Genomic DNA, 23,062 nt, shown 5'->3' with positions numbered 1-23,062 from the left:
GCTGCGGACGCGTCTTGGGTCGGTCGTCAGGAGGCGAACTTCACGCCTTTGAGGCGGATCATGCCGTCGGGATACGCCTTGAAGCCCTCGACCTTCTTGGCCACCACGAAGGGCCACGGCTGATAGTACGAGTAGATAATCGGCAACTCGTCCTGAAGGATCGCCTGGGCTGAATCGTAGAGAGCCTTGCGTTTCTCGTCGTCGTTGATGCTGCGCGCTTCATTGAGCAGGCGATCCACTTCGGCGTTGCAGTAGCGGCCATCGTTCAGGCCACCCTTGCAGGTGACGAACTGGTGGATGTTGCCATCGGGGTCCACACGACCCGACCAGCCGATCGCGTTGACGTCGAAGTTGCCGGCCTGGGCTTCCTTCTGAAGGGCCGCAAATTCGGTCGGTCGCAGCGAGATGTCGAATCCGGCTTCGGCAGCCATCGCCTGCATGATTTCGGCAATCTGCTGCGTCGTGGTGCTGTTGCCGAACGACAGCTCGAACTTGACCCGGTCGACGCCTGCTTCCTTCAGCAGAGCCTTGGCCTTTGCCACATCACGCTTGCTTTCTGCGAACTTCTTGTCGTTGAAAGCGCTCGCCAGGGGAAAAGGTTGGGTCGCGGGAGGGAAGATGCCCTGACCGACGACCTCGTTGATCACGTCGCGGTCGATGGCGAGTTGGAGCGCCTGGCGGACGCGCTTGTCCCGTCCGAGCGGGCCTTTGGCGCGCTCGCCATTGCTGGTGTTGATCGTCAGGCCCTGATAGCCGATGCCGCTCACCGGTGCGAAGACGAGTTTGGGATCGGCCTTCACGTCCGCGACGTCGCTGGGGGCGAGCCTTTCCAGGATGTCGAGATTGCCGGCCTTGAGGTTTGCAAGCCGGACCGTGGTATCGGGAATGGGCGTGAAGACGAGGCGGTCGAAGTTGTAGTTCTTGGCGTCCCAGTAATCCTTGAAGCGATCGAGGATGATGCGGTCGTTCTGCACCCGCTCGACGAACTGATACGGGCCGGAGCAGACGGGCTTCTGCGCGAAATCGGGCGCCGCCAGCGCTTTCGGCGACATGATCATGCCGGCGCGGTCGGAGAGCTGCGACACAAGCGTGGCGTCGGGGCGCGAGACCTTGATGGCGATCGTGTTGTCGTCGACCACATCGACGCTCTCGACAGAGCCCAGTTCGCTTTTGCGAAGGCTGTCGGGGAGGGTGCGGGCGCGGTCGAGATTCACCTTCACGGCGGCGGCGTTCATCGTTTCGCCGTCGTGGAATTTGACGCCGGGCCGCAGCTTCATCGTCAGGGTCTTGTTGTCGCCGCTCCACTGCCATTCCGTGGCAAGTTGGGGCACGAATTTCAACTCTGGCGTGATCTCCACCAGCTTGTCGCACAGGGACGTGAACACGATGCGCCCGACGAACGTGCGGGCGCGATGGGGATCCAGCACGTCCGGGTCTTCCTGCAGACCGATCCGCAGCGTCTGTGCGGAAGCTGCTGTCCCGATCAGCAGGCCTGCGGCCGCTGCCGCCATGAAAATGGGTCTCATCGCCTCGTTCTCCTCTTGGTTTTGTGTGTCATGCGGTTGGCGTGCCCGTACTGTCCTGCCGCTCCCGCCATGTCCTGTAGAGCGCCAGGCGCTGGGTCAGCGCCGGGCTTGGCACGGGTGCCGTCAAAGCACCTGCGCCCGCATTGCGAATCTCGCGCCAGAAGTGGCAAGCGACCTGCCGCCCCTCTGAGGCGACTTCAAGCTCCGGGTGGGCTTCTCGACAAAGCGCCTGGGCGTGCGGACAACGGGTATGAAATCGGCAACCACTCGGCGGTGCTGCCGGGCTCGGCACATCGCCCTGCAAAAGCGGCTTTGGCTGTCGGTCGGTGGGATTGGGCACCGGAATGGCCGTCAGGAGCGCGCGGGTATAGGGGTGCAGGGGATCATCGAAGAGCGCGTTCGTATCACTGAGTTCGACGATCTCGCCCAGATACATCACGGCGACGCGGTCGCTCATGTGGCGGATGACAGCGAGGTCATGCGCGATGATGACGAGGGTCAGCCCGAATCGATCCTTCAGATCCTCCAGCAGATTGATGATCTGCGCCTGAATGGAGACATCGAGCGCCGAGACCGGCTCGTCGCCGATGATCAGTTTCGGCTCGCCGGCCAGCGCGCGTGCGATTCCGATCCGTTGACGCTGGCCGCCGGAGAATTCGTGCGGATAGCGGTCCCCGTGGGAAGGAATCAGGCCGACCGTGCGCAGGAGGTCCGCCACACGTTCCTGCTTGTCGCGTCCGCGCGCGAGGCCGTGCAGCCAGATCGGTTCGCCCACAATGTCGCGCACGTTCATGCGCGGATTGAGCGAGGCGTAGGGGTCCTGGAAGATGATCTGCATCTCGCGACGCAGTTTGCGCATCTCGTCCGGCGCGAGCCCGATGATCGAGCGTCCCTCATAGCGCACGTCGCCTGCGGTCGGCTCGATGAGCCGAAGAAGGAGCCGTCCGAGGGTCGATTTTCCGCAGCCGGATTCGCCCACGATGGCGAAGGTCTCGCCGCGCTCGACGGCCAGCGACACACCGTCAACGGCACGCACGACCGTGGGCGATGACAGGAGCCCGCGGCCACCGAAATGCTTCACCAGGCCGGTGCTCTCAAGGATGATGTCGCGCGCGGGTGTTGTCATCGGAGGACTTCGCGGTGGAGTTCAAGGGGAGCGTACCAGCAGCGGGCATCATGTGCGGGTGCGATCTCGACAAGCGGCGGCGGATCGCTGACGCACCGCTGGTCGGCGAAGGGACAGCGCGGGGAGAACCGGCATCCGCGCGGCATGAGTTCAGCCGGCGGCACCGTTCCGGGAATCGTCGTCAGGGCGCCCTGACGTCTGCCGAGCGACGGCACCGATCCCATCAAGCCGATCGTGTAGGGGTGTTGCGGATCGGCGAAAATATCGTCGACCGCGCCGCGCTCTACAACGCGGCCGGCATACATCACCACGACCTCGTCGGCCACTTCGGCAACGACGCCGAGATCGTGCGTGATCAGGATCATCGCCATGCCGCTTTCCGCCTGCAACTGCCGGATCAGCGCGATGATCTGAGCCTGAATGGTCACATCCAGCGCGGTGGTCGGCTCATCGGCGATCAGCAGTTGCGGCTCGTTGGCGAGCGCCATGGCGATCATCACCCGCTGTCGCATGCCCCCCGACAGCTCATGCGGATAGGCGCGCATGCGCTTTTCCGGCGCGGGAATGCGCACGCGGCGAAGCATTTCCAGGGCGCGCTCCGTTGCTGCTGCTTTCGAAATCGCGCGATGCCGCAGAATGCCTTCCGTGATCTGGTCGCCAACGGTGAAGACCGGGTTTAGCGATGTCATGGGCTCCTGGAAGATCATGGCGGTCTGGTTGCCGCGCATGTCCGCCCGCTGCCGCTCCGGCAAAGCGAGCAGATCCTGCCCGGCAAACAGCGCCCGGCCCGCAACGATCCGCGCCGGCGGCGTCGGTAGCAGCCCCATCAGGGCCAGGGCCGTCACGCTCTTGCCGCATCCAGATTCACCGACGATGCAGAGCGTCTTTCCCTTCTCCACGGAGAAGGAGACATGATCCACCACGTTGACGTCGTCCGGCGATCCGTCGAATCGCACCGACAGGTTCTCGACGCGCAGGAGGGAGGGGGCGCCTTGCGCCTGGTGGAGGCGGTCCTCGGAGGAGCGGAGCGCTTGCGTGCGGGTCATGCGACGGGACTTCTCTCGGAGATGAGGCGCTCGGCCGGTTCGGCTTGCGCCGTGGTGGGGAGCGGCGATGACTGCGTCATGATCCGCAAGACGCTCGTGCGCACCGCCTCCAGATGGTGGCGCATGGCCTGCTCTGCGGCCGCCGCATCGCGTGCCGCGATGGCTGCTACGACCTGATGGTGTTGGTGAACGAAGCCGTGCTGGCTGCCCGGCGTCCGCGCTCGTTCGCGAAGCCGCCGCCACGTCGGGTCTTGCCTGATGCGATCGACAACGTCGACGAAAGCAAACAGCAGCGAGTTTCCTGCCACCTCGGCGATGGCGCGGTGAAATGCGCCGTCCCACAACTCGCGGCTGTCGGAATCGCCGTCCGCGATCGACTCCGTCTTCTGTGCAAGATGCCTCAAGCGCTCGATATCGCCGTTCGATGCCCGCAACGCGGCCAGCCGCGCGAGCGCTGGCTCGATCTCGAGCCGGGCCTCCATGACTTCGAGAGGATGGGTGCGTCGCGCCAGCTCGGCGAGGTTCACCTCTTCCCGAAGCGGCCGCGGTCCCAGAAAGGTTCCCTTGCCCTGGTGACGCCAGATGTGGCCCTCCGCTTCGAGCACTTCCAGCGCCCGTCTCAAGGTCCGTCGGCCGACGCCCAGTTGGGCCGCGAGGGTTCGCTCAGGAGGGAGCTGACGGCTGCTCTCACTGCCCGAACGCTGGTCGAGCAGGACACGCATCTGCCGGAGCGCAAAATCCGAGCTGTCGGCAAATGTCTCTCCGCCCGTCATGACGCCCTCGCCAGAACCAATTCGTGAATTGGTATCGTCAAGCCTTCGAAATTATCCGCATCCGATCAAATTCCGTTGAGTAAGCGTATCGCAATCCTGAACCAGTTTGCAATTGGTTCGTGTCCGCAATGGCCTGCGACCTTCGTCTGACGCGTGCGTTGGGCGCGCAATCGCGCACCCGAACGCGCTTTTGATCCAATCCAGCGCCGCCGCCCTCTTGTTCCTCAGCTTTGACCGACGACATAAGCGTGGCAACTCATATGGATAGGATCATGGACCCGCTTATTGCCTTAGCCGTCGACCCCACCGCCTGGGTCGCGCTCGCGACCCTCATCGTGATGGAGGTTGTGCTCGGCATCGACAATCTCGTCTTCATCTCAATCCTGACCAACAAACTTCCGGCCCACCAACAGACCAAGGCCCGCCGCATCGGCATTGGCCTTGCGTTGATCATGCGGCTGGGCCTGCTCGGGACGATCGCCTTCATCGTGCAATTGACGGAGCCGCTCTTTACCGCCTTCGGCCACGGCTTTTCGTGGCGCGATCTCATCCTCATCGCCGGCGGGTTGTTTCTCGTCTGGAAGGCCACCAAAGAGATTCACCACACCGTCGACAAAAATCCCGGCCCCGACATGTTCGAGGGCAGCAGCCGGGTGCAACTGGGTTTCGGCGCCGCGATCGGCCAGATCCTTGTGCTCGATCTTGTCTTCTCCATCGACAGCATCATCACCGCCGTCGGCATGACCGATCACGTGCCCATCATGGTCATCGCCGTGATCGTTGCCGTGACTGTCATGCTGCTGGCGGCCGAACCCCTGGCGAAATTCATTGAGGCCAATCCGACCGTGGTCATGCTGGCACTGGGCTTCCTGCTGATGATCGGCATGACCCTGATTGCCGAAGGCTTCGGTGCTCACGTCCCCAAGGGCTACATCTACGCCGCTATGGCCTTCTCCGGATTGATCGAAGGGCTGAACATGCTCTCGCGACGCCGGAACGCGAAGTAACGATCGACGCCGCATCCGGGCGGGCGCAGAGAGAACAACCATTTCTCAGCGCCCGCCCGACGACGACTCCGACGCGCGCTTGCTGCAAGACGGGCATCCATGAGCCGCGCGGCGGCAGCCTCACGCGGCGTGCCGATGAGGCAGAAGGCCTACCGATTCGCGGCGACCTGGGTGGTGCCGGTCAAGTCTTTCCGGAGCCACGCCAATGATCTTCCGGATGAGTGATTTCGTAACCGAGGCTTAACAAACAGTAAAAATGTCTTGCCCTGCAGGGCGGGGCAATCTGGCAGCCGTGCCGAATTTTAATTTTATTCCTATTTTTCCTGCGCCTAGACGACATTCTGCTCAGATTTTCGATCCGTATCAGGACAACTGTCTCTTCTTTCAGGGTGGTCATCTTCGGTTCTGAGGCTTGTTTCAAGCCGCGCCTGGCGCGTTTCGCGGGTGCGCGCACCTCATGGTACCCCGAAAGGGGTAGTCCCTGTTCAATCCTAACCACTTGAATCGTAACGGTGACTCGCCGCGGCCTCGGATCCAGCCCGTGCGCGGGGTGGGAAATTTACCTTAAGTCAGATTCTGGCTGCCGCACGTCTTGCGCCTCGCGTATCATGACAGAAGCGCGAGCTTAATTGATAGAGAAAATATTCATATTTAACATCTCTTCACAGCATCGCCAGTCACTATCGGCCGCTGATGCTTGTCGTGGGGAGTCTATAATTTGGCGATTGATCCGAATAAGCTTTCATCTACGGCAGTTTTGACGTTTTCGGATGACTTCAATTCGTTTGATTACTGGAACGGCTCGTCCGGGACCTGGGGTACCGGCTATCCGTGGACGGCTTCCAACGGCGGCACAAATACCGCGAATGGCGAGCAACAATGGTACGTCAACGCTAATTTCGCGGCGACGTCGTCGCTCGGCACCTACACCGCTCAAGGCGGGATCATGAACATCAACGCGGCGCCGACGCCCTTGCCGCTTCGATCGCAGGTCGAAGGCTACGCCTACACGTCGGGCATGATCACGAGTTTTCACTCCTTCAGCCAGACCTATGGCTATTTTGAAATGAGCGCCAAGCTGCCAGCGGGGCAGGGGCTGTGGCCCGCCTTTTGGCTGCTTCCCACGGACCTGTCATGGCCGCCTGAAATCGACATCATGGAAATGATCGGGAGCGCGCCCGACCGGTTGGAGACCTCGGTTCACTTCGAGTCCAACGGCGCCCAGATGACCAACAAGTCGACGATCGTTCAGGGCATGACGACGGGGTTCCACACATACGGCGTCGATTGGCAGAAGGACACGATCTCCTGGTATGTGGACGGGACGAAGATCTACCAGACGGCGACGCCCGCCGGCATGGACAAGCCGATGTACATGCTGGCCAATCTCGCGGTCGGGGGAGAATGGCCGGGAAGTCCGGACGGCACGACGCCGTTTCCCGCCACGCTCCAGATTGATTACATCCGGGCCTATGCGAACGCCGGCGACACCTCGCCGTCTGCCGCTGCAGATCATGTTGAAGCCCGAACATTGTTCACGCTGCCGTCGAGTGGCAAGACCAAAAAGAGCATCATCGGCACCTACGACTGGGACAGGCTTTCCGGCACGAGTGCGAACGACAAGATTGTTGGCAAGCAGGGCGGCGACACGATGATCGGAGGGCGCGGCGACGACACCTACTATGTCGATCACCGCAGTGACCGGACCATCGAGAAAGCCAAAATGGGGATCGATACGGTCCGCACCGATCTTGCAAAATATACACTGGCGGCAAATCTCGAGAATCTGAGCCTCACCGGCAAAGGCGACCAGCGGGGCTACGGCAATAGTGCCAACAACAAAATCGTGTCGAACGGCGTGGGTGACAACATCTTGTCGGGGGGCTCGGGAAACGATCAGCTCTATGCCGGCCGATATGCCGATACCCTGATCGGCGGCAAGGGCAGCGACCAGTTCATCTTCGCAAGCGCCCCGAAACGCGCCGGTCATATCAAGGATTTCCAGCCCGGCATCGACACGCTCGACTTGCGGGGTCTTTTCAAGGGATCCGGCAGTGCGGACCCAGCCTCAACCGGGCGCTTGTTCTTCGATGATAACGGCTCCGGCGACACGGTCGTGAGTTACAAGACGCTCGCGGGCTCCATCGTGAAAATCACCACGCTCGACAACGTATCGGCCGCGACATTCCATCCGAAAGTGGACTATTTCTATATCTGACGATCGTCCAACCTTCGATCAGCGCAGGGTTGGCTTCTTGCGCAAGATCACCTGAGGCAGGAAGGCAGCACCGGATAGAAGCGCGCGCAGGGCCTGCTCGCTCTGATGGAGCCCGTTGATCGACACCCGCGGCAACGCCCAGAAATCAGCCTGCGAGCCAGCAAAGATATGGCCTGCGCGTGTCGTCACCGCTGTGTCGTACCCGCTCTCGCGGCTCAGGCGAAACTCGCGCAATCCGGCCGAGCCGGCATCCCCGTGAGGAAACGCCAGGTGACGGACTGGTCGCCCGAGGCTCGCCTCGATGCGATCCTTGCTGTCGAAGATTTCTGCCTCGGATTTCCGCGCTCCGCAGCGGCTGAGAATCGGGTGCGTGAGCGTGTGGGACCCGATCGTGACATGGGGATCCTGAGCGAGAGAGCGCAACTCATCCCAGTCGGCGCACAAGTCGCGCACGAGAGCATCCGGGTCGAGGGTGAAGCGCTGTCGCAGCTCGCTCATGACCCGATGAAGCTGTGTTTCCGGCCCAGCTTTGAGCATGCGCTGGAGGGTGTTGAATGCCGCGTATTTCTGTTTCAGAGAGCCTGTCTGAAACCGGAACGTGCGGTCGTTGAGCAGCACCGAGATGTCCTTGCCGGCCGCGATCGCTCTCTCGAGGTCGAGCCACCACAAACTTCCGTGCCCGCGCGCGAAGTCATCGACCACGTAGAGCGTCCAGGGTGCGTTCAGCGCCCGCAGCACGGGCGCCGCGTATGTGAGGTTGTCCCGATAGCCGTCGTCGAATGTCAGAACCGCGAAGGGACGTTGGGATTCGCCGGGATTGAGGCGAGACGGGAGATCGTCGAGAGGGATGATGTCGATCCCTTCGCGCCGGAGAACCTCAACGGTGAGAGCGAGGAATTCCGGCGTGATCTCCAGCGAAGCGTTGGGGGAAAAGGCGTTGCGCTGCCACGGCCTTACGTGATGAAACATCAGGATCATCCCCGACCCCAACGTGAACGGACGCAGCCAGCGATCAGCGCCGATTGCGTTGATCGCCGCAAATCCCCCTCCGAACAACCGATGACGCGTCGAACGTTTCATGTCTTGTGCTCAGCGCAATTGCGCCTCCGGTGGCAGATAGGCGCGGATGGAGTCGATCTGAAAATCGGCAGGAAAAGGTGTCGAAACGTCGGGCGCGCCCGGCCAGTTTCCGCCGACGGCGAGATTGACGATCAGGTACATGGGCTTGTGCGTGCCTCCGGGTGTCGCCGTGGTGGCAACCTTCCGGCCGTCAAAATACCAGACGATCTCGTCCGCGGTCCATTTCACCGCGTAGGTGTGGAACGCGTCGGCAAGATCAGGCGTCGTGACGCGAAACTGCGACTGCCCGTGAAACCCGAGGAAGCTCGAATGCGCCGTCATCACATAGTTGCGGGTATCGTCGCCCAGCGATTCGAGAATATCGATTTCAGGCGGCCATGATTGGTCGACCGGCGCGAGCCAGAATGCGCTCCACAGGCCCCGGCCACGGGGAACACGGGCACGCATTTCCACGTAACCGTAGGTGAATGAGAAACTCTGCGCGGTGGTCAGCAATCCGGACGCAAATGCGTGACCCGTTTGGGTCGCGAGATCCGCCGGCAAGGGTCGCGCGCGGATCACGAGCCCATTCTTGTCGATGAAAAACGGGTTGAAACGCACAAGCGCAGGAGACTCATTGCCCGCCCTCGGATCAACATAATATTGTAACTCGCCGTTTGATGCATTGGTCCGCGCGCCCCAAGGATAATGGGGCTCCCACACGCCGCTTCTGCGAGCGGGATCCCATAGTTTCAGGGTGTCGAAGGTTTCGTCGAAGGCCAGTCGCCAGCCCGCCGGTGGGCCCCCGGCGTTCAGTGTTGCGCTCCTGCCCGCCTGCGGGAAAGCCGCAATCGCCAGCGCTGAGAGGGCGCCTATCAGCACGCCTTGCAGACCAATCATCCGCAGCGCCGATTGGCGGCTCAGCACTGCGATGCCGCGGAGATGCGCAGCTGCTGCGATCAGCAATGCAAATCCGCCAATCACGCATCCCCATGCCAATCCTTCTGTTTCCAGAATGGACTGGCCCGCCGCCATGGCGACGACCAGCACAAGCACAGCCGGCACGAAGATGCGGACAGCGTCTCTCTTCGGCGTCTTTGACAAGGCAATGGAGAGGGGAACCAGCCATGCCACCAGTCCCATCGGCAGACAGGAGATCGACAGGATTACGGTCGATGCGGTCGCAGACCCATACTGGGGGAATAGCCACGGGATGAGACCGGGTGCAGCGACGATCGCCAGGACCGACACGCCTGTGAGCAAGCCGCCGAGCGCAAGGGACTGCCCCTCGATCGCCCGCGAGCACGCTCCGGCCGGCGACCGCACGATGCGCGCGAGGAGCTTGGGGTAATAGACCTGGGCGATGGTCGAGATCATTCCCAGCCCGACAAAGGCGAGGTTCGCGCCAAACGCGAAGAGACCGAGCTCCTCGGGTGTTGTCAGAAAAGCCGCGATCCAGCGATTGGCTGTGAGATACACCAGCCACAGGGCATTAAAGAGAAAGAGCGGGAACGCTGCCCGCCACAGGCCGAACAGGCGCTTTGGCGGCGGAAAGGCCAACGCCGCCGGCCGCGCAAAGATCAGTGCGAGAACCGCGTACCAGGCGACAAGGGCGACGAAGCACCCTGTGATTCCCGCGACCATGAGGCCGAACAGGCGCGGCAATGTCATGCCGGCCTGCAGGGTGAGCGCCACGGTCGTGAATTCCCACACCCGGGCGCTCGCCCTGAAGATCGTGACGGGCGCGTTGGCCACCATGGCAAGCGCCCCGCCGCCCACAGCAAGCGCGGTATCCAGCGGGGTCATCGTGGTGGTCCAGGAAGCCGCGATGGCCGCAAGCGGCGTGATCACCACCAGGATGAGAAGTCCGGCAAGCCAGTTGGCGTAGAGAATTTCGCCGTCGCGTCCCGGCGCCGGGGTTGCGCCAGCCGCCAGATCCCGGTCTGCCAGTTGCGACAGGCCCATGTCGAACCGGCTTGCGTATTGAAAGAGGCTGGTGAGAAGAGCAAACGTTCCGAAGGCCGCGGGCCCCAGCAGCGACGGTGCGAGAAGCGATGTCCCGATGCTCAGAAGGCTCGCGATCGTGGTCCCAATGGTATAGCTGACAGGATGACCAAGCCAACGCACGCGGTGAGAATCACGCAGCATTCTCATGCGGTGCGGCAGGGCAACGCTGCCCTGGCTTGCCAGCGCCGCGGTGGCAGCGGAGGTCATGCGGGACCCCTGCGTTTGAAAGCCACGGTGTCGCGAACGGCGATGCGTCCCGACGCATCGTCCGTGCGGCGGGGGGCCATTTCGGTGGTCTGATCCCGCAAGCGTCGCTCCCGGCGCCGGTTGACGCGGCACTCGGCAAGGGCATCAAGGTCCGGGCTGGTCCGCATCAGGCCGAGATCGATCAATTGCCGCGTCGAGCGGTAGGCCTCGCTGCCGTCATAGAACAGGCTGACGCGTGGCTCGGCCTCAAGCAGCGCCGCGTAGCGCGCATATTCAGCGCCGCCATCCCAATGCTGTGCGCGGGCGGCCTCGGTTCGGGCGCGATGATGAAAGTCGGCAAAGAACTTGAAATGCAGAAGGGCGCCTGTCATCGGCGATAATCTCAAGGGCGTGCAGCGATGATTGGACGTCCACGACAGGCCTTGTCGCGCCTTGATCAGCGGAATCTTCGTGAGATCGGGGGCAATGCCCGCACCCCAGCGCAGGCGCTCCAATCCGAAAGCAGCACCCAGTGGATGACGACGCAAGCGGCGAACGACACGGCGCAAAGTCTGCTGCACGGCCGACGTGTCGCCAAGCTCCGGATAGAACGCCCGCAACCGCGGGCCGCCGACCGCTTCGGTATCCATCAGCGGTTCGTCGCTCTGTCTCAATCGGAATTTCTTCCGAAATGTGTAGTGGCGGTCGAAGTACGGGGAGGCCGAGAGAAAAGGCTTGCCCGACTCGTAGACCGCATCTGCGATTGCACCTTCGCTGTACATGTCGAGCAGAAGCGCGAAAACGCCCTCGCTCTCCCGCCTGTCGAGAAAGCGGCAGAAGGCCTGCAGCGTGACTTTCTCGCAATGCGGGTAGGTGAACAGTTCGTCGGCATCAATGAAAAGGCACCATCCGCCGACCCCATGAGCGGCGACCAGCGCGTTGATCCAGGACATGCCGTAATTTGCCGCTGCGAAAGAGCCGGTGGCGCGGAAGACATGGCAATCCGGTTGAGACAGCAGAAGCGCCTCAGTGTCGTCGTCCGATCCATTGTCGACGATGAAAAAGCGCTCGATTCCCAAGGCCCGGTGATAGTCGAGGCAATAGGGCAGCCGTCGCGCCTCGTTTCGGACAACCATGAAGGCTGAATGGCTTCCGGCGGCAGCACTGATCGCACGCGTGTCGAGCCGGAGAAGATCGTCTTTCATGCGATGCCTCCCGGGCCCCAGGCGCAGGACTGGCCACACGATACCTCGTCGCGCACGAAAACATAGAAGACGACGACCGTCAGCAGGATCGGCGTTGCCGCCATCCCCACTTCGCCAAGGCCGATGATCAGCAACAGCAAGGCAATCTGGTCACGGACGGGATCAGGCCGGGTGAAAAAGCGCGTGCAGAGAATACCGATTGCCGCGATGGCCGGAAGAGACCCGAGGAAGCCCAGCGACAGGATGCTCTGCAGCAGCATGTTATGCACATTGACGGCCGTCCCCTCGAAAGATGAGCTGACGCTTTCCGCAAGCCTCTCCTCGACGCCGTTGTAACCCCAGCCGAACAGGGGCCGCTCAGTGATCAGGGACCACGCCGTGCTCCACAGTTCCGTCCGGCCCGTGAGCGTGAAGATCTCGCCCTCGGAACCTGTGCGGCTCAGGCCGCGAAGGAGACCGTCCATTTCCACCAGGCCATCCGATGCCGCAAGGAACAGGATCGTCGAGAGCCCGATGAGTCCGGTGAGCACGATTGCGCGCCGCCAGCGATGAGCGCGAACAGCAATGACCAGCCAGGCGACGGCTGCGGCGGCAAGGTTGGTGCGGCTGCCGCTCGATAGAATCGCGGCCAGACCCAACGCGAGCAGGAGCGCGACGATTCGTGGGCGCAGGATCCGCGAGCGATAGGCGATGGCCGTCAGGGTGATGAAGATAGCGGCCTGCTGACCGAAGGTGTTCGGATGGCCGGAGAATCCCTGCAAACGTCTGACAGTTTCTTCTGCTGACGGTTCGAGCCAGGCGACCTCGAATTGCAGCGCACCGGCGAGCAGCCCAAGAGCAAGAAAAGCCGCGAGACCGAACACCAGGGTTCGCAGGATACTGGCCTCGTCCAAGTCGCGGACGACGAGGCAGGCGAGCACCAGATAAGCGAAAAGCCCCACGGCGCTGGCGGCCGTATAGGTTGGCACGTCGGACCACGCTGCAGATGCCAGCGCAACGGCTGCGCCCGCCACGGAAAGTCCGATGAGAGGCCTGCCAACCAGCCCGGCAAGCTCACGCCAGCGAAGGGCTCCGAGAGCCAGAATCGCCAGCCATACGGCGAATTTCATTCCGTTCTGCCAGTCAAGCCCGGTTTCACCCAACTCTCGTTGGCGAAAGTTGAGACTCAGCACGAAGACCGCCGTGACAAGAAGCACCTGTGTGGTCAGCCGCCCGCGTACTGACGATCGCAGCAGAATGAAGAGCGCGATTGCGGTGAGACTGCCGACAGCCGGGGCAGCATACATGGCGGGCCCCATGTCGGCTGCGGCCACAACGGCACAAAGCCATCCGATCGCAATGACGACGGGAAGCGTGCACAGGAGTGCAGCATTTTCCTTGTCAAGGCGCATCGTGCTGGCCGCGTCCATCACTAGCGGCCCGACAACGCACGGCGAAGATCAGCCGCACGGGGGTTCCATGCCATGGCGACGCCGGCGGCGAGCGCAGCAACCAGCGTTCCGACGACGAACAGGAACGCGTTCGGAAACGTGGGACGCAGGGCCGGATCCGGACGGGCGAGAATTTCAACGCCGGGTCCAACCGTTGAAAGGCGGGGAGCCTGTTCCTTCAATCGCACCATGGCGCCGTCGAGCAACTCCTTATCAATGGCGGCTTCTCGGCGCAGGGCTTCCAGTTTGAGGGCCGCTAGCCGACGATCGGCAATCGCCTCGCGCACAGTCCGCAACGCCTTCTGCACGACGGCTTCACGGGCTTCGAGGCTGCGCGTGTCCGATCCCGCCGACAATGAGGGCTGGATCGTCGCGGGGACGGTTTGCGAGGGCGGCATGGCGGGGCGGGCTCCCGATGGGCCAGGGACATCGCCAGCCGCAGCGCGGAGCGCGATGCGGGCGCGCAGATCTGCTGCCTCCGCCGTAAGGGCTGACCGCTGCGCTTCCAGCGAGGTCAGCATCGCGCTGTCGTCAAGATCGGATTGGAGAGCATATTCGCGCACCGTGCGCTCCGAGTTGTCATAGCGCCCGCGCAATCCCTCAACGCGTTCGAGAAGCAATGCGGATTGCTGCTCTGCGCTACCCCGTTTGCGCGCGAGCTGGTCTTCCAGGTAAGCGTTCAACAGCGTGTTGGTGAGAGCGGCCGCTTTTGCCGGATCGGACGACCAGTAGCCCATCTTCACCGTGTAGGAACGACGGTCCCGCGAGACGATGAGATGCTTCTGCAGGCGGTCGCGCAAGGCGACTTCGGAGACCGGTTGAATGTCACCCAACCATGCAGACGCAGAGGGCAAGAAGCGATAGAGGGCGGACAGCGCGCGCGCGCTCAGCCGATCGGGGTCGCCTGCAAATTCAGGGTCATTTTCGAGATGATGATGGGCGATGACGGCGGACGCGATGACGGGAGAGCCGATGATGTCCATCTCCGACTGGATGGCATTATCGTCGAGCGGTTGGCGCAAGGACTGAAGACTGTCGAGCCGACCCTGATCGTCGGTTGGTCGCAGGATCACCGATGCTGTCGACTCAAAGCGCCTGGGAAGAAGCGGCCAGGCGACGGCGGCGCAGATGAGAACGACCAGAAACCCGCCGAGAAATCTCAGCAGCAGCCGTGAGACAGGCACGCGTCTTGCGGCGGATCGCGGTGCCTCGTCAGCCGGAAGATCGATCCGGGCGAAAGGCATTCGGTGCTGGGCGTTCATGGCAACCTCGAATCTTTCTGATGCGCCTGTTCGCGGGATCCTTCGGGGACTAGGTTCGGGCCAAGGCATAGAGCCTGCGCCTGACAGGCCCCGAGACGAGACGAAAAACAGAGTACATCAGGGTGATGGCCACGAACTGACTCTTCGTCAGAAAGCCGGTCCGCAAGCACTCGAAACGAAAACGCATCTCGTTGAGGACATAATTCAAGCCGCCGCGGCGTCCCCGTTGGGCCGTGCTGGAGCGCACTTTAACAAGCGCCTTGGGAATCACGTGAAATTTCGCCCCGGCGAGCGCCAACCGGACGAAAAGATCGTAATCCTCGAGACGTCCGTAGGTCGCCCGGTAGCCGTCGACCGCAACCAGGGCCGTCTTCTTGATCAGAACGGTGGGGTGAACGAGGATGTTTCGCCAATGGAGCGCACGGATGATCGCGTCATGACTCGTAGGGGACACCTTGAGTTGCGACGGCGCGCCGTCCTCGAAGAACTCCTCGCTCCAGGACGAGATGACATCGATGTCCCGATGGGCTTGGGCGTAAATCAACTGTCGTTCGACGCGATCGGGCTCACTGATGTCGTCGCTGTCCATCCGCATGACGAACTCACCCGTGCAGCGCTTCAGGCCCGCGTTCATGGCCTCGGCCAGGCCGCGATTGTGCGGAAGCCGCACGAGGATCGTCGCGATCCCGCTCTCTTCACAATGCCGCGCAATGACAGCTTCCTGCTCGCCGCAGATCGGTCCGTCGATGACAAGAACAAGTTGGTTGGGGCGGACGGATTGCCGCTCGATGCTGTCGAGCGCCGCCTCCAGGTTCGAAGCGCTTTCTGCCGCGTAGGTCGACATCAACACGCTGACCGTGAAAATTCGGCTGTCGTCACGGCGTGCGGGCGAAAGGACTGGGGGCGAGAGGGTGGTCATCGCGCACCCTTCCGCGAAATCACCACGGCAGGCGTGCGGAGGAGGATTGAGAAATCCGCCATGAGGCTCCAGTTCCGAACATACGTTTCATCGAGCCGAACCCGCTTGTTGTATTCGAGGTCATTGCGGCCGCTAACTTGCCACAGACCGGTGATGCCGGGCCGAACGCTCTTATAAAGAGGTGTGGCCAGACCGTAATGCACGAGCTCGCCCTGGGTGACGGGGCGGGGACCGACAAGGCTCATATCGCCTTTCAGAACGTTGAGGAGCTGCGGCAACTCGTCGATGCTGGAGAGCCGCAGGAACCGGCCAATTGCCGTGACACGCGGATCGAAGGCGAGTTTCTGCTCCTTTGCCCATTCCATCTGGGCCGCTGGGTGGTGAAACAGGTACTCGTCGAGGCAATCCTCCGCGCCGAGAATCATCGTGCGAAATTTCAGGCATCCGAACGTGACGCCGTTTCTGCCGATTCGCTTGTGGAGGTAAAAGACCGGTCCCCCATCGATCGCCACCAGGGCCGCCACGGCCAGAAAGAGCGGAACGCTCATGAGAAGCAGAACGAATGCCGCGACCATGTCGAACCCCCGCTTGCCCATCCTGGCCACAACGCGAAGAAGAGTGGAGGAGGCTGGAGCGACGGGAGAATCGGCAACTGGGCTGCGATTGAAATCCTGCGCAAGTGCAGACAGCGAAGGATCCGACAATAACGGCTTACTCATAACGCAACGCTCCGAAACAACGGCGCACCCGAGGCTCCTCCTAGCCTTGCTGTAAAGGAGGAGCAGGTTTGTCGATGACTGCAATGTTGGGAAACGGCGTTGAAGGTCGTCTAACGCGTTATTAATACGTTTTTTATACTGTCACGCGCCGATTTCTTGGCGCTGACTATTGTCCGCCAGCTTGAGTTGGGCAAACGGGCAAAGGTAGTAAAATATACTCATTCCATAGTAGTTACGTTATAACTCGCACAATTAAGAACGTTGTGGATGACGTTTAAGGGTTAAGAAATTCCTACAAAGTTTGTTTTCTATGGTAAGGAACCCGTCGCCGGCGCACGAGTTAGCCCGCCGACTCCTTTGAGTAACGCTGATGTGATGAGCATTTGGCGGAGTTCACCACCATATCTCCAGTCGCACTTAAGCGCCCTTGAAGCCGACAAAGGAGTAATGTCCTTGAGTTGGCCGCCGGGCGTCGAGCGCTCCTAGGATGTTATCCCCTCTCCCTCTCGGGCGAGGGGTGGATTATTTTCCACTCGACGCGGGGCCGCTACCACGTAAGCGGTACCTTCTACTCCTTTTGCGAGGGTGGTTAACGACGGGTTAATTTGTATACTCCGCCTAAGTGCCCAAAAGGAAAGTTGCATATGTCCACGGGTGAGTTGAAGGTTACAACGTATCTTGTTTGTGCCAATCCGATGCTTAAGGCTGGATTGGGGCACATTCTCGCCAATACGCGTTACGAAGTGCGGGAACAGGATGGCTCCGGCAACTTGTCGCGCGGGGGCAGTTCGGCGGTGATGTTCATCGTCGACGGCAATCTTTCGGATGAAATCCATCCCACGGCGATCGCGGCGGTCAAGCAGGACTATCCGGGTTCTCGTGTGGTGGTTCTGGCGGACACATTCAGCCTCGATAGGATGATGGCCGCGTTGAGCGCGGGCGCAGACGGTTATTGCCTTCCCACTGTCGAGGCGCTGATTAAGTACCTCGATCTGGTGATGCTCGGAGAGACCGCCTTCCCATCCTCGCATTTCCTTGCGGCCATTCTTGAGACGCAGGCGCGCGGTCCTGGCGAACTGGCAAAGTCTTCCGATTCGGCTGCCCGCCGATCGCTGGCCCAGGCGTCCGATACGCGGATGCTCTCAAACCGCGAAGCTGAGATCTTGCAGTGCCTGATGCAGGGCGCTCCCAACAAGATCATCGCCAGACAACTTGATGTGGCAGAAGCCACGGTCAAGGTTCACGTCAAGGCGATTTTGCGCAAGATCCAGGTCGCCAATCGGACTCAGGCCGCCATGTGGGCAGTCGAGCATCTCGCGCCGACGGGTGCTGAAGAGGCGGGAATCGCACTTCATTAGCGGTCTGCGGCCTCGCTTAGCCGAGGCTCACGCACTCTTTATCAACAACGACGACAATGCGGATCGGACATCACGCTGCCGCGCGTTGCTGCGCGGTGGCGTCCTGCTGACATCGACTAATGAAGATCTGTCGCGAGGCTGATGGCGAACAGCACTTCGCCGTCGGAATCGGCTACTTCCAGACGCCAGTTCTTCCACTCGCTCGCGACGTCGTTGTCTTCGCGACGCAGTTCTGCAACCGCCTTCAAGGCTTGGGCGCGAGCCTGCTCGATCCCCTTCACCTCGATGCCATCATAATCGGTGATCTCCTCGCTGCCGTTTACGAGGTTGAAGAAGAATCTCATAGGAGCGAGCGGAGGCCTCGGTTGAGCAGTTGATTTGAAATCGCGTGCAAAGGGAGCGAGTGATGAATCACGGGCGGTATCGCGAGGTTCCTGGGCTGTCCTAGTTTCTGTCATTACCTTGTTGGACACCTCAGCCTTTGGCAACCTCTTCCGTTGAGGAGCTCGTGAAATAGGTAAATTCTGCCAGTCAGCGATTAAGGCGGCAGGGTACTATATTCAGCCGTAAGTGCAATAATAGTGCAACCATACGGTCTGAATGAGGCAATTTCGCGTCCGTTGGGTTACACTTCAGGTTTTTTGCTTACTTAAGGGTTAAGAAGAATTGTCGCCCAGCGCGCTTTGCGGTACTTTCGCACGCGCTTTCTCGGCTGTGAAACAGCAGTTTTCCGCAAGGGGTTCTAGGTGATGCGTAAGAACTATGATTCTGAAGCCCTTCCCGACCTTGGCGGCTCATTGGCAATCGACATGTATGCTCGGAATTCCCCTGTTCGCCCCACCGCACCGGGAGCGTCCGCGGCGCCTGATGTCCCGACGCTGCTTTTCGAGCCCAATACGCTCTTGCGTGAAGGGCTGAGGCGGATGCTCGCTGAGACGGCGTACCGGCTCGTCGCCACGGGTTCGAACCTCAGCGAGGTTTCGCAGCTTGCTGTCACCGACGAGCGGCCTTTTCTCGCCATCGTCGATGCTGTGACAGATCACGAGGCTGTCTTGCGGCAGGTCGAACAGCTCAAGCTGGATCACCCCGCGGCGAGAGCTGTGGTGCTCGTGGACAGATACGATCTGAAACAATTGCTGGCGGCGTTTCAGGCTGGGGCCGACGCTTACCTCATCAAGACAATCTCAGTCGAGGTTCTCCTCAAGTCGCTCGATCTGGTGATGCTCGGCGAGACGGTGTTCCCCTCAGCTGCCATTGAGCTCGTGGGCCAGGGCGATGTGACGCCGGTGGCGGCAGTCGATCATGACGTGAACGAGGTTTCGCCGCGCGGGCTCTCGGTGCGCGAAACGGTCATCCTGCGTTGCCTGATGCACGGTGATTCAAACAAGCTGATCGCGCGGAAGTTCGATATCACCGAGGCGACCGTGAAGGTCCATGTGAAGGCCATCCTGCGGAAGATCCACGCCAAGAACCGAACGCAGGCTGCCATCTGGGCTGCCAACAACCTGCGTTCGACGGGTCCGACGCAGGCCGAGTGAACCGGGCCGCGTCTTAGAGCGCGCTGGCGGGCTCAGCGGTGCTGATCTGCCTGGTGGCATCCAAGCCTGATCCTGCGGGCGCAGGGGCGATCATTCGACCCAAACCGTCAGCCAGCAAGGTCGATGGCGTAAAGCCGAGGAGGCTTTGAAGGCGCGACGGATTGCCGATCGATTTGAGGATGTCGCCCGCGCGCGCGGCGCTCGTCGTAATCTCGAGGCCAGGCCGGATCAGATTTGTCACCGTATCGGCGAGTTGACGGATCGAGGTCGGCCGCCCGGTGCAGACGTTGCTCACCTGAGCGGTCGGCTCGGAATCGACTTCAAGTTCGGCCATTGCCAAACGCACGGCCTTCACGGCGTCGGTGACATAAACGAAATCCCGGATCTGGCCACCATCCCCATGAACTACGATCGGACGGCTCTCCTGCGCATTGCGCATGAAGACCGCGATCACGCCGGAATAGGGGGACGTGGGATCCTGACGGGGACCGTAGATATTGAAGAATCGCAGGCCGAACGAGCGCAGGCCGCGAGTCCGTGCTCCTGCGAAAGCATGCAGCTCCATGCCGTATTTATCGACGCCGTAGGCCGAGATCGGCTGCTTGGGAGTATCCTCGCCGATCGGTGTGGTGTCGACATCGCCATAGATCGCTGACGACGAAGCATAGACGACAGGGATGTCGCGCTCGGTGGCGAGCTCGAAAAGCCCCACCGAGGCTGACAGATTGACCTCATGCGAGGCGTGCCATTCCTGGGTGCATTTCGGCACCGATGCGATGGCCGCGAGATGGAAGATGCCGTCACAGTCCCGCGCCGCCTCCATCACGTCCGACCGGTTTCGGATGTCACCGACGATCAGCTTAGCGCCCTCTGGCAGGTTTTCCGTCCGACCGCTCGAGAGATTGTCCAGAACGGTGACCTGGGACCCATCCCGCACCAACGCTTCGGCCAGGTGAGAACCGATGAAGCCGCAGCCTCCGGTGACGAGATAGCGCTTCGACATCGTCTGATAGTCCCTTCCCGCGTGAACACCGCCGGCGCCTCGTGTCCGGCCGGGCTGAAACATCCGGCCGACCCTGTGTCAGCGGCCTGAAACTACGGGACGGAGGCTGCTTTGCACAGTCCGGAGGGCGCCCTCTCGCGAAGTAGTCCTTTATGGCCCAGCACGCGCGCCGGTGTTTCCAGAGGCGACCAGAGCGACTATATGGCGTCAACGGATGCCACTCGCCCTGCTTGGAGACCTGCCATGACCGCACACCAGAAGCCTGTCGCCCGCCGTGTCCTGGACCTGAAGGACCCGTCCCTGCTCGTCGGCCAGGCTTACGTAGCCGGGGAATGGATCAGCGCTCCCGACGGGAAGACGATTCCCGTGACCGATCCTTTTGACGGAGCGGTGATCATGGAGGTGCCGGATATGGGCCCTGACGTGGCGCGCCGGGCCATCGACAAGGCGTTTGAAGTCCAGAAGGACTGGGCCAAGCAGACCGCCAAGGAACGCAGCCAGATCCTGAAGCGCTGGTACGAACTGATTATGGCCAATGCGGACGATCTCGCCCTCATCCTGACGACGGAGCAGGGCAAGCCGCTTGCGGAGGCCAAAGGCGAGGTCGTGTCGAACGCGGCCTATATCGAATGGTTCGCCGAGGAAGCCAAGCGGATCGACGGCGATATCATTCCCCAGGCGCGCGGCGATCAGCGCATCATGGTGCTGAAACAGCCGGTCGGGGTCTGCGCTGCCATCACGCCGTGGAATTTTCCCAATGGCATGATCACCCGCAAAGTCGGACCGGCCCTTGCTGCCGGTTGCACGATTGTTCTCAAGCCAGCGGCACAGACGCCGCTTTCCGCTTTTGCGCTGGCGGTGCTGGCGGAGCGCGCAGGCGTCCCCAAGGGCGCGTTCTCGGTCATCACGGGTGAGGCAAAGCCGATCGGACTGGAGTTCTGCCACAATCCGAAGGTTGCCAAGATCACGTTTACGGGCTCCACCGGCGTCGGACGATGGCTGATGAAGGAAGCCGCAGACAGCATCAAGCGCCTGTCGCTTGAGCTTGGCGGAAATGCGCCTTTCATCGTTTTCGACGATGCGGATCTCGATGCAGCGGTCGAGGGCGCGATGATCTCGAAGTTTCGCAATGCGGGCCAGACCTGTGTGTGCGCAAACCGCATCTACGTCCAGGATTCCATCGCCGATTCGTTCGCCGAGAAGCTGACCGCCAAGGTCCAGGGCCTCAAGCTCGGGCGGGGCACGGAAAGCGGGGTGACACAGGGTCCGTTGATCGACGATCGCGCCGTGATCAAGATGGAAGAACATGTGGCGGATGCGCTTGCCAAGGGCGGCACCATCGTCGCGGGCGGAAAACGCTCGAGTCTGGGCGGGACCTTTTTCGAGCCGACCGTCATGACGGGAATTACCCAGGACATGAAACTCGCCAAGGAAGAGACTTTCGCACCGCTGGCGCCGATCATTCGTTTCAAGACTGAGGACGATGTGATTGCGATGGCCAACGACACCGAATTCGGACTGGCCTCTTATTTCTATGCGCGCGACATGGCGCGTGTCTGGCGCGTCGCCGAGGCTCTGGAAAGCGGCATGGTCGGCGTGAACACCGGGCTCATCGCCAACGAGGCCGCGCCCTTTGGCGGCGTCAAGCAGTCCGGATTGGGTCGCGAAGGCTCCAAATACGGAATCGAGGGCTTCCTCGAAATCAAGTACGTCTGCCTCAGCGGAATCTAGTCGCCCCTTGTCCTAGCGTTGAAGGTGACGGCGACGGGCTGGTGGTCCGACGCCGTCGTCGCGGTGTCCACCCGCACATCGACGATGCTTTGTCCGAGGTTCTCGGTCACGAAGATGAAGTCGCGGCAATGGGGTCCGCCGGGCCATTGCGCGGCATCGGCGACTCCTGCTGTCGGCGGGTGCGGCATGCCGGGATTGGCCGCAGCCCACACGTCGACGAAGGCCGGGATGTCCTCGGCGACCTGCTGCTGCATGGCCGCGTGAAGAACGTCGTCCGGTTCGAAATTGAAATCGCCGCAGATGAGTGCCGCCACCGCCGGCGCGATCGTCCGATACGGGCTGTCAGCGCTCTCACAAAAGGAAAGCCGGCCGCGCCTTGTCCTCTCAGCATGCACCTGAAGCAGCGCGTCGACCTGCGCTTTGCGGTGCTCTGCCGCATGAAATTCAAGATGGCATGTGGTGATGCTGATGGGCCCGAACGCGGACAGTACGATCGTCTCGAGCCCCTGCCGTTGCATGGTCTTGGCCTCGGTCGCCGGCCAGGGCAGCATGTGGCTCGTCACCTGCAGAACCGGGAGCCGCGACAGAATCATGTTGCCGAACACCTGCCGCTTGCCATCGCGTGCCGTGATGTCGACTGCCGGGCGAAACACCGGCCTGTGATCCGGGAGGAGATCGGCGAGACGCTGCGGTTGGTTCTGGTCATTGTCGTAGGGTGTGAAGCCATGCGAAATCTCTTGGAAGCAGAAGACGTCGGCGTCGCACAGAGCCCTGGCGTCCGACACGATGCGGGCGAGATCGACACGCCCGTCGCAGCCAAGACCCCATTGAATGTTCCAGGTCACCACTTTCATCGTCATCCGACCTTCACCTGGGCGCGCCGTGCGGATTATCCCGCATGGTTGTCGCATTGGCAGGCGCCTGTGCGCGAAGGACGATGCCATGACCG

19 protein-coding genes are annotated in these 23,062 nt (G+C 61.6%); 5 read left to right on the top strand and 14 right to left on the bottom strand.

Annotated elements, in window-relative coordinates; all coding sequences use genetic code 11:
• Positions 1–26: 26 nt before the first annotated feature.
• From J4G32_RS05845 to J4G32_RS05830, 4 genes are read right to left on the bottom strand one after another with little or no spacing between them, the layout of a single operon-like run.
• A complete protein-coding gene (locus tag J4G32_RS05845; protein WP_210485164.1) occupies positions 27–1,526 on the bottom strand; it encodes an ABC transporter substrate-binding protein in 1,500 nt (499 codons plus the stop codon).
• A 28-nt stretch (positions 1,527–1,554) separates the two neighbouring features.
• Positions 1,555–2,652, bottom strand: a complete 1,098-nt coding sequence (locus J4G32_RS05840; protein WP_210485163.1) for an ABC transporter ATP-binding protein — start codon at positions 2,650–2,652, stop codon at positions 1,555–1,557.
• Positions 2,649–3,698 carry an ABC transporter ATP-binding protein gene (locus J4G32_RS05835; RefSeq protein ID WP_210485162.1) on the bottom strand — a complete coding sequence of 350 codons (1,050 nt, stop codon included), beginning with the start codon at positions 3,696–3,698 and terminating at the stop codon, positions 2,649–2,651. Before J4G32_RS05835 ends, J4G32_RS05840 begins: the two co-directional genes overlap by 4 nt.
• The gene (locus tag J4G32_RS05830; protein ID WP_210485161.1) at positions 3,695–4,471 is read right to left on the bottom strand and encodes a FadR/GntR family transcriptional regulator; all 777 of its coding nucleotides are present in this window, start codon (positions 4,469–4,471) and stop codon (positions 3,695–3,697) included. Before J4G32_RS05830 ends, J4G32_RS05835 begins: the two co-directional genes overlap by 4 nt.
• Positions 4,472–4,743: 272 nt before the next feature.
• Here J4G32_RS05830 and J4G32_RS05825 point away from each other — a divergent pair, with 272 nt between their 5' ends.
• Together J4G32_RS05825 and J4G32_RS05820 are read left to right on the top strand one after the other, a co-directional pair.
• Complete coding sequence (locus tag J4G32_RS05825) at positions 4,744–5,478, top strand: TerC family protein (protein WP_210485160.1); 735 nt, start codon at positions 4,744–4,746, stop codon at positions 5,476–5,478.
• Between the two features lie 718 nt (positions 5,479–6,196).
• Positions 6,197–7,696, top strand: coding sequence for a family 16 glycosylhydrolase (locus J4G32_RS05820; protein ID WP_210485159.1), 1,500 nt, complete (start codon positions 6,197–6,199; stop codon positions 7,694–7,696).
• 18 nt (positions 7,697–7,714) lie between these two features.
• On the opposite strand, the gene J4G32_RS05815 is transcribed toward J4G32_RS05820, so the two are convergent.
• The 7 genes from J4G32_RS05815 to J4G32_RS05785 are packed head-to-tail and all read right to left on the bottom strand — an operon-like array spanning position 7,715 to position 16,483.
• Positions 7,715–8,776, bottom strand: a complete 1,062-nt coding sequence (locus J4G32_RS05815) for a polysaccharide deacetylase family protein (protein ID WP_210485158.1) — start codon at positions 8,774–8,776, stop codon at positions 7,715–7,717.
• Positions 8,777–8,785: 9 nt separating this feature from the next.
• Positions 8,786–10,969, bottom strand: a complete 2,184-nt coding sequence (locus J4G32_RS05810) for a family 16 glycosylhydrolase (protein ID WP_210485157.1) — start codon at positions 10,967–10,969, stop codon at positions 8,786–8,788.
• Complete coding sequence (locus tag J4G32_RS05805; RefSeq protein WP_210485156.1) at positions 10,966–12,153, bottom strand: glycosyltransferase family 2 protein; 1,188 nt, start codon at positions 12,151–12,153, stop codon at positions 10,966–10,968. Before J4G32_RS05805 ends, J4G32_RS05810 begins: the two co-directional genes overlap by 4 nt.
• Positions 12,150–13,544 carry an O-antigen ligase family protein gene (locus J4G32_RS05800; RefSeq protein ID WP_210485155.1) on the bottom strand — a complete coding sequence of 465 codons (1,395 nt, stop codon included), beginning with the start codon at positions 13,542–13,544 and terminating at the stop codon, positions 12,150–12,152. The genes J4G32_RS05805 and J4G32_RS05800 overlap by 4 nt, the downstream gene beginning before the upstream one ends.
• A 20-nt stretch (positions 13,545–13,564) precedes the next feature.
• The gene (locus tag J4G32_RS05795) at positions 13,565–14,845 is read right to left on the bottom strand and encodes a GumC domain-containing protein (protein ID WP_210485154.1); all 1,281 of its coding nucleotides are present in this window, start codon (positions 14,843–14,845) and stop codon (positions 13,565–13,567) included.
• A gap of 49 nt (positions 14,846–14,894) precedes the next feature.
• On the bottom strand, positions 14,895–15,764 hold the full coding sequence (locus J4G32_RS05790) for a glycosyltransferase (protein WP_246504776.1): 870 nt from the start codon (positions 15,762–15,764) through the stop codon (positions 14,895–14,897).
• The gene (locus tag J4G32_RS05785; RefSeq protein ID WP_210485153.1) at positions 15,761–16,483 is read right to left on the bottom strand and encodes a sugar transferase; all 723 of its coding nucleotides are present in this window, start codon (positions 16,481–16,483) and stop codon (positions 15,761–15,763) included. The genes J4G32_RS05790 and J4G32_RS05785 overlap by 4 nt, the downstream gene beginning before the upstream one ends.
• A 644-nt stretch (positions 16,484–17,127) precedes the next feature.
• Between J4G32_RS05785 and J4G32_RS05780 the strand changes: the two genes are divergently transcribed.
• Positions 17,128–17,841 carry a LuxR C-terminal-related transcriptional regulator gene (locus tag J4G32_RS05780; RefSeq protein ID WP_210485152.1) on the top strand — a complete coding sequence of 238 codons (714 nt, stop codon included), beginning with the start codon at positions 17,128–17,130 and terminating at the stop codon, positions 17,839–17,841.
• A 116-nt stretch (positions 17,842–17,957) separates the two neighbouring features.
• Here the strand turns inward: J4G32_RS05780 and J4G32_RS05775 are convergent, their stop codons facing one another.
• Positions 17,958–18,185, bottom strand: a complete 228-nt coding sequence (locus J4G32_RS05775) for a DUF6894 family protein (protein WP_210485151.1) — start codon at positions 18,183–18,185, stop codon at positions 17,958–17,960.
• 405 nt (positions 18,186–18,590) lie between these two features.
• Here J4G32_RS05775 and J4G32_RS05770 point away from each other — a divergent pair, with 405 nt between their 5' ends.
• Positions 18,591–19,379 carry a LuxR C-terminal-related transcriptional regulator gene (locus tag J4G32_RS05770; protein ID WP_210485150.1) on the top strand — a complete coding sequence of 263 codons (789 nt, stop codon included), beginning with the start codon at positions 18,591–18,593 and terminating at the stop codon, positions 19,377–19,379.
• Positions 19,380–19,392: 13 nt separating this feature from the next.
• Here J4G32_RS05770 and J4G32_RS05765 read toward each other — a convergent pair whose 3' ends face one another.
• Positions 19,393–20,382: an NAD-dependent epimerase/dehydratase family protein gene (locus J4G32_RS05765; protein ID WP_210485149.1), complete on the bottom strand. Its 990-nt coding sequence runs from the start codon at positions 20,380–20,382 to the stop codon at positions 19,393–19,395.
• A gap of 243 nt (positions 20,383–20,625) precedes the next feature.
• Between J4G32_RS05765 and J4G32_RS05760 the strand changes: the two genes are divergently transcribed.
• A complete protein-coding gene (locus J4G32_RS05760) occupies positions 20,626–22,113 on the top strand; it encodes an NAD-dependent succinate-semialdehyde dehydrogenase (protein ID WP_246504775.1) in 1,488 nt (495 codons plus the stop codon).
• Here J4G32_RS05760 and J4G32_RS05755 read toward each other — a convergent pair.
• Complete coding sequence (locus J4G32_RS05755) at positions 22,110–22,973, bottom strand: endonuclease/exonuclease/phosphatase family protein (protein ID WP_210485147.1); 864 nt, start codon at positions 22,971–22,973, stop codon at positions 22,110–22,112. The two genes, J4G32_RS05760 and J4G32_RS05755, sit on opposite strands and share 4 nt — an antisense overlap.
• Positions 22,974–23,062: the final 89 nt, after the last annotated feature.

This window comes from Microvirga antarctica, assembly GCF_017921815.1.
GTDB lineage: Bacteria > Pseudomonadota > Alphaproteobacteria > Rhizobiales > Beijerinckiaceae > Microvirga > Microvirga antarctica.
The sequence above is the reverse complement of the archived record's forward strand: the minus strand, read 5'-3'. Positions and strand labels throughout refer to the sequence as shown.

Coding starts and splice junctions, on each gene's coding strand:
- J4G32_RS05845 (WP_210485164.1), bottom strand. CDS start 1,526: ATGAGACCCATTTTCATGGCGGCAGCGGCCGCAGGCCTGCTGATCGGG.
- J4G32_RS05840 (WP_210485163.1), bottom strand. CDS start 2,652: ATGACAACACCCGCGCGCGACATCATCCTTGAGAGCACCGGCCTGGTG.
- J4G32_RS05835 (WP_210485162.1), bottom strand. CDS start 3,698: ATGACCCGCACGCAAGCGCTCCGCTCCTCCGAGGACCGCCTCCACCAG.
- J4G32_RS05830 (WP_210485161.1), bottom strand. CDS start 4,471: ATGACGGGCGGAGAGACATTTGCCGACAGCTCGGATTTTGCGCTCCGG.
- J4G32_RS05825 (WP_210485160.1), top strand. CDS start 4,744: ATGGACCCGCTTATTGCCTTAGCCGTCGACCCCACCGCCTGGGTCGCG.
- J4G32_RS05815 (WP_210485158.1), bottom strand. CDS start 8,776: ATGAAACGTTCGACGCGTCATCGGTTGTTCGGAGGGGGATTTGCGGCG.
- J4G32_RS05810 (WP_210485157.1), bottom strand. CDS start 10,969: ATGACCTCCGCTGCCACCGCGGCGCTGGCAAGCCAGGGCAGCGTTGCC.
- J4G32_RS05805 (WP_210485156.1), bottom strand. CDS start 12,153: ATGAAAGACGATCTTCTCCGGCTCGACACGCGTGCGATCAGTGCTGCC.
- J4G32_RS05800 (WP_210485155.1), bottom strand. CDS start 13,544: ATGCGCCTTGACAAGGAAAATGCTGCACTCCTGTGCACGCTTCCCGTC.
- J4G32_RS05795 (WP_210485154.1), bottom strand. CDS start 14,845: ATGAACGCCCAGCACCGAATGCCTTTCGCCCGGATCGATCTTCCGGCT.
- J4G32_RS05790 (WP_246504776.1), bottom strand. CDS start 15,764: ATGACCACCCTCTCGCCCCCAGTCCTTTCGCCCGCACGCCGTGACGAC.
- J4G32_RS05785 (WP_210485153.1), bottom strand. CDS start 16,483: ATGAGTAAGCCGTTATTGTCGGATCCTTCGCTGTCTGCACTTGCGCAG.
- J4G32_RS05780 (WP_210485152.1), top strand. CDS start 17,128: ATGTCCACGGGTGAGTTGAAGGTTACAACGTATCTTGTTTGTGCCAAT.
- J4G32_RS05775 (WP_210485151.1), bottom strand. CDS start 18,185: ATGAGATTCTTCTTCAACCTCGTAAACGGCAGCGAGGAGATCACCGAT.
- J4G32_RS05770 (WP_210485150.1), top strand. CDS start 18,591: ATGCGTAAGAACTATGATTCTGAAGCCCTTCCCGACCTTGGCGGCTCA.
- J4G32_RS05765 (WP_210485149.1), bottom strand. CDS start 20,382: ATGTCGAAGCGCTATCTCGTCACCGGAGGCTGCGGCTTCATCGGTTCT.
- J4G32_RS05760 (WP_246504775.1), top strand. CDS start 20,626: ATGACCGCACACCAGAAGCCTGTCGCCCGCCGTGTCCTGGACCTGAAG.
- J4G32_RS05755 (WP_210485147.1), bottom strand. CDS start 22,973: ATGACGATGAAAGTGGTGACCTGGAACATTCAATGGGGTCTTGGCTGC.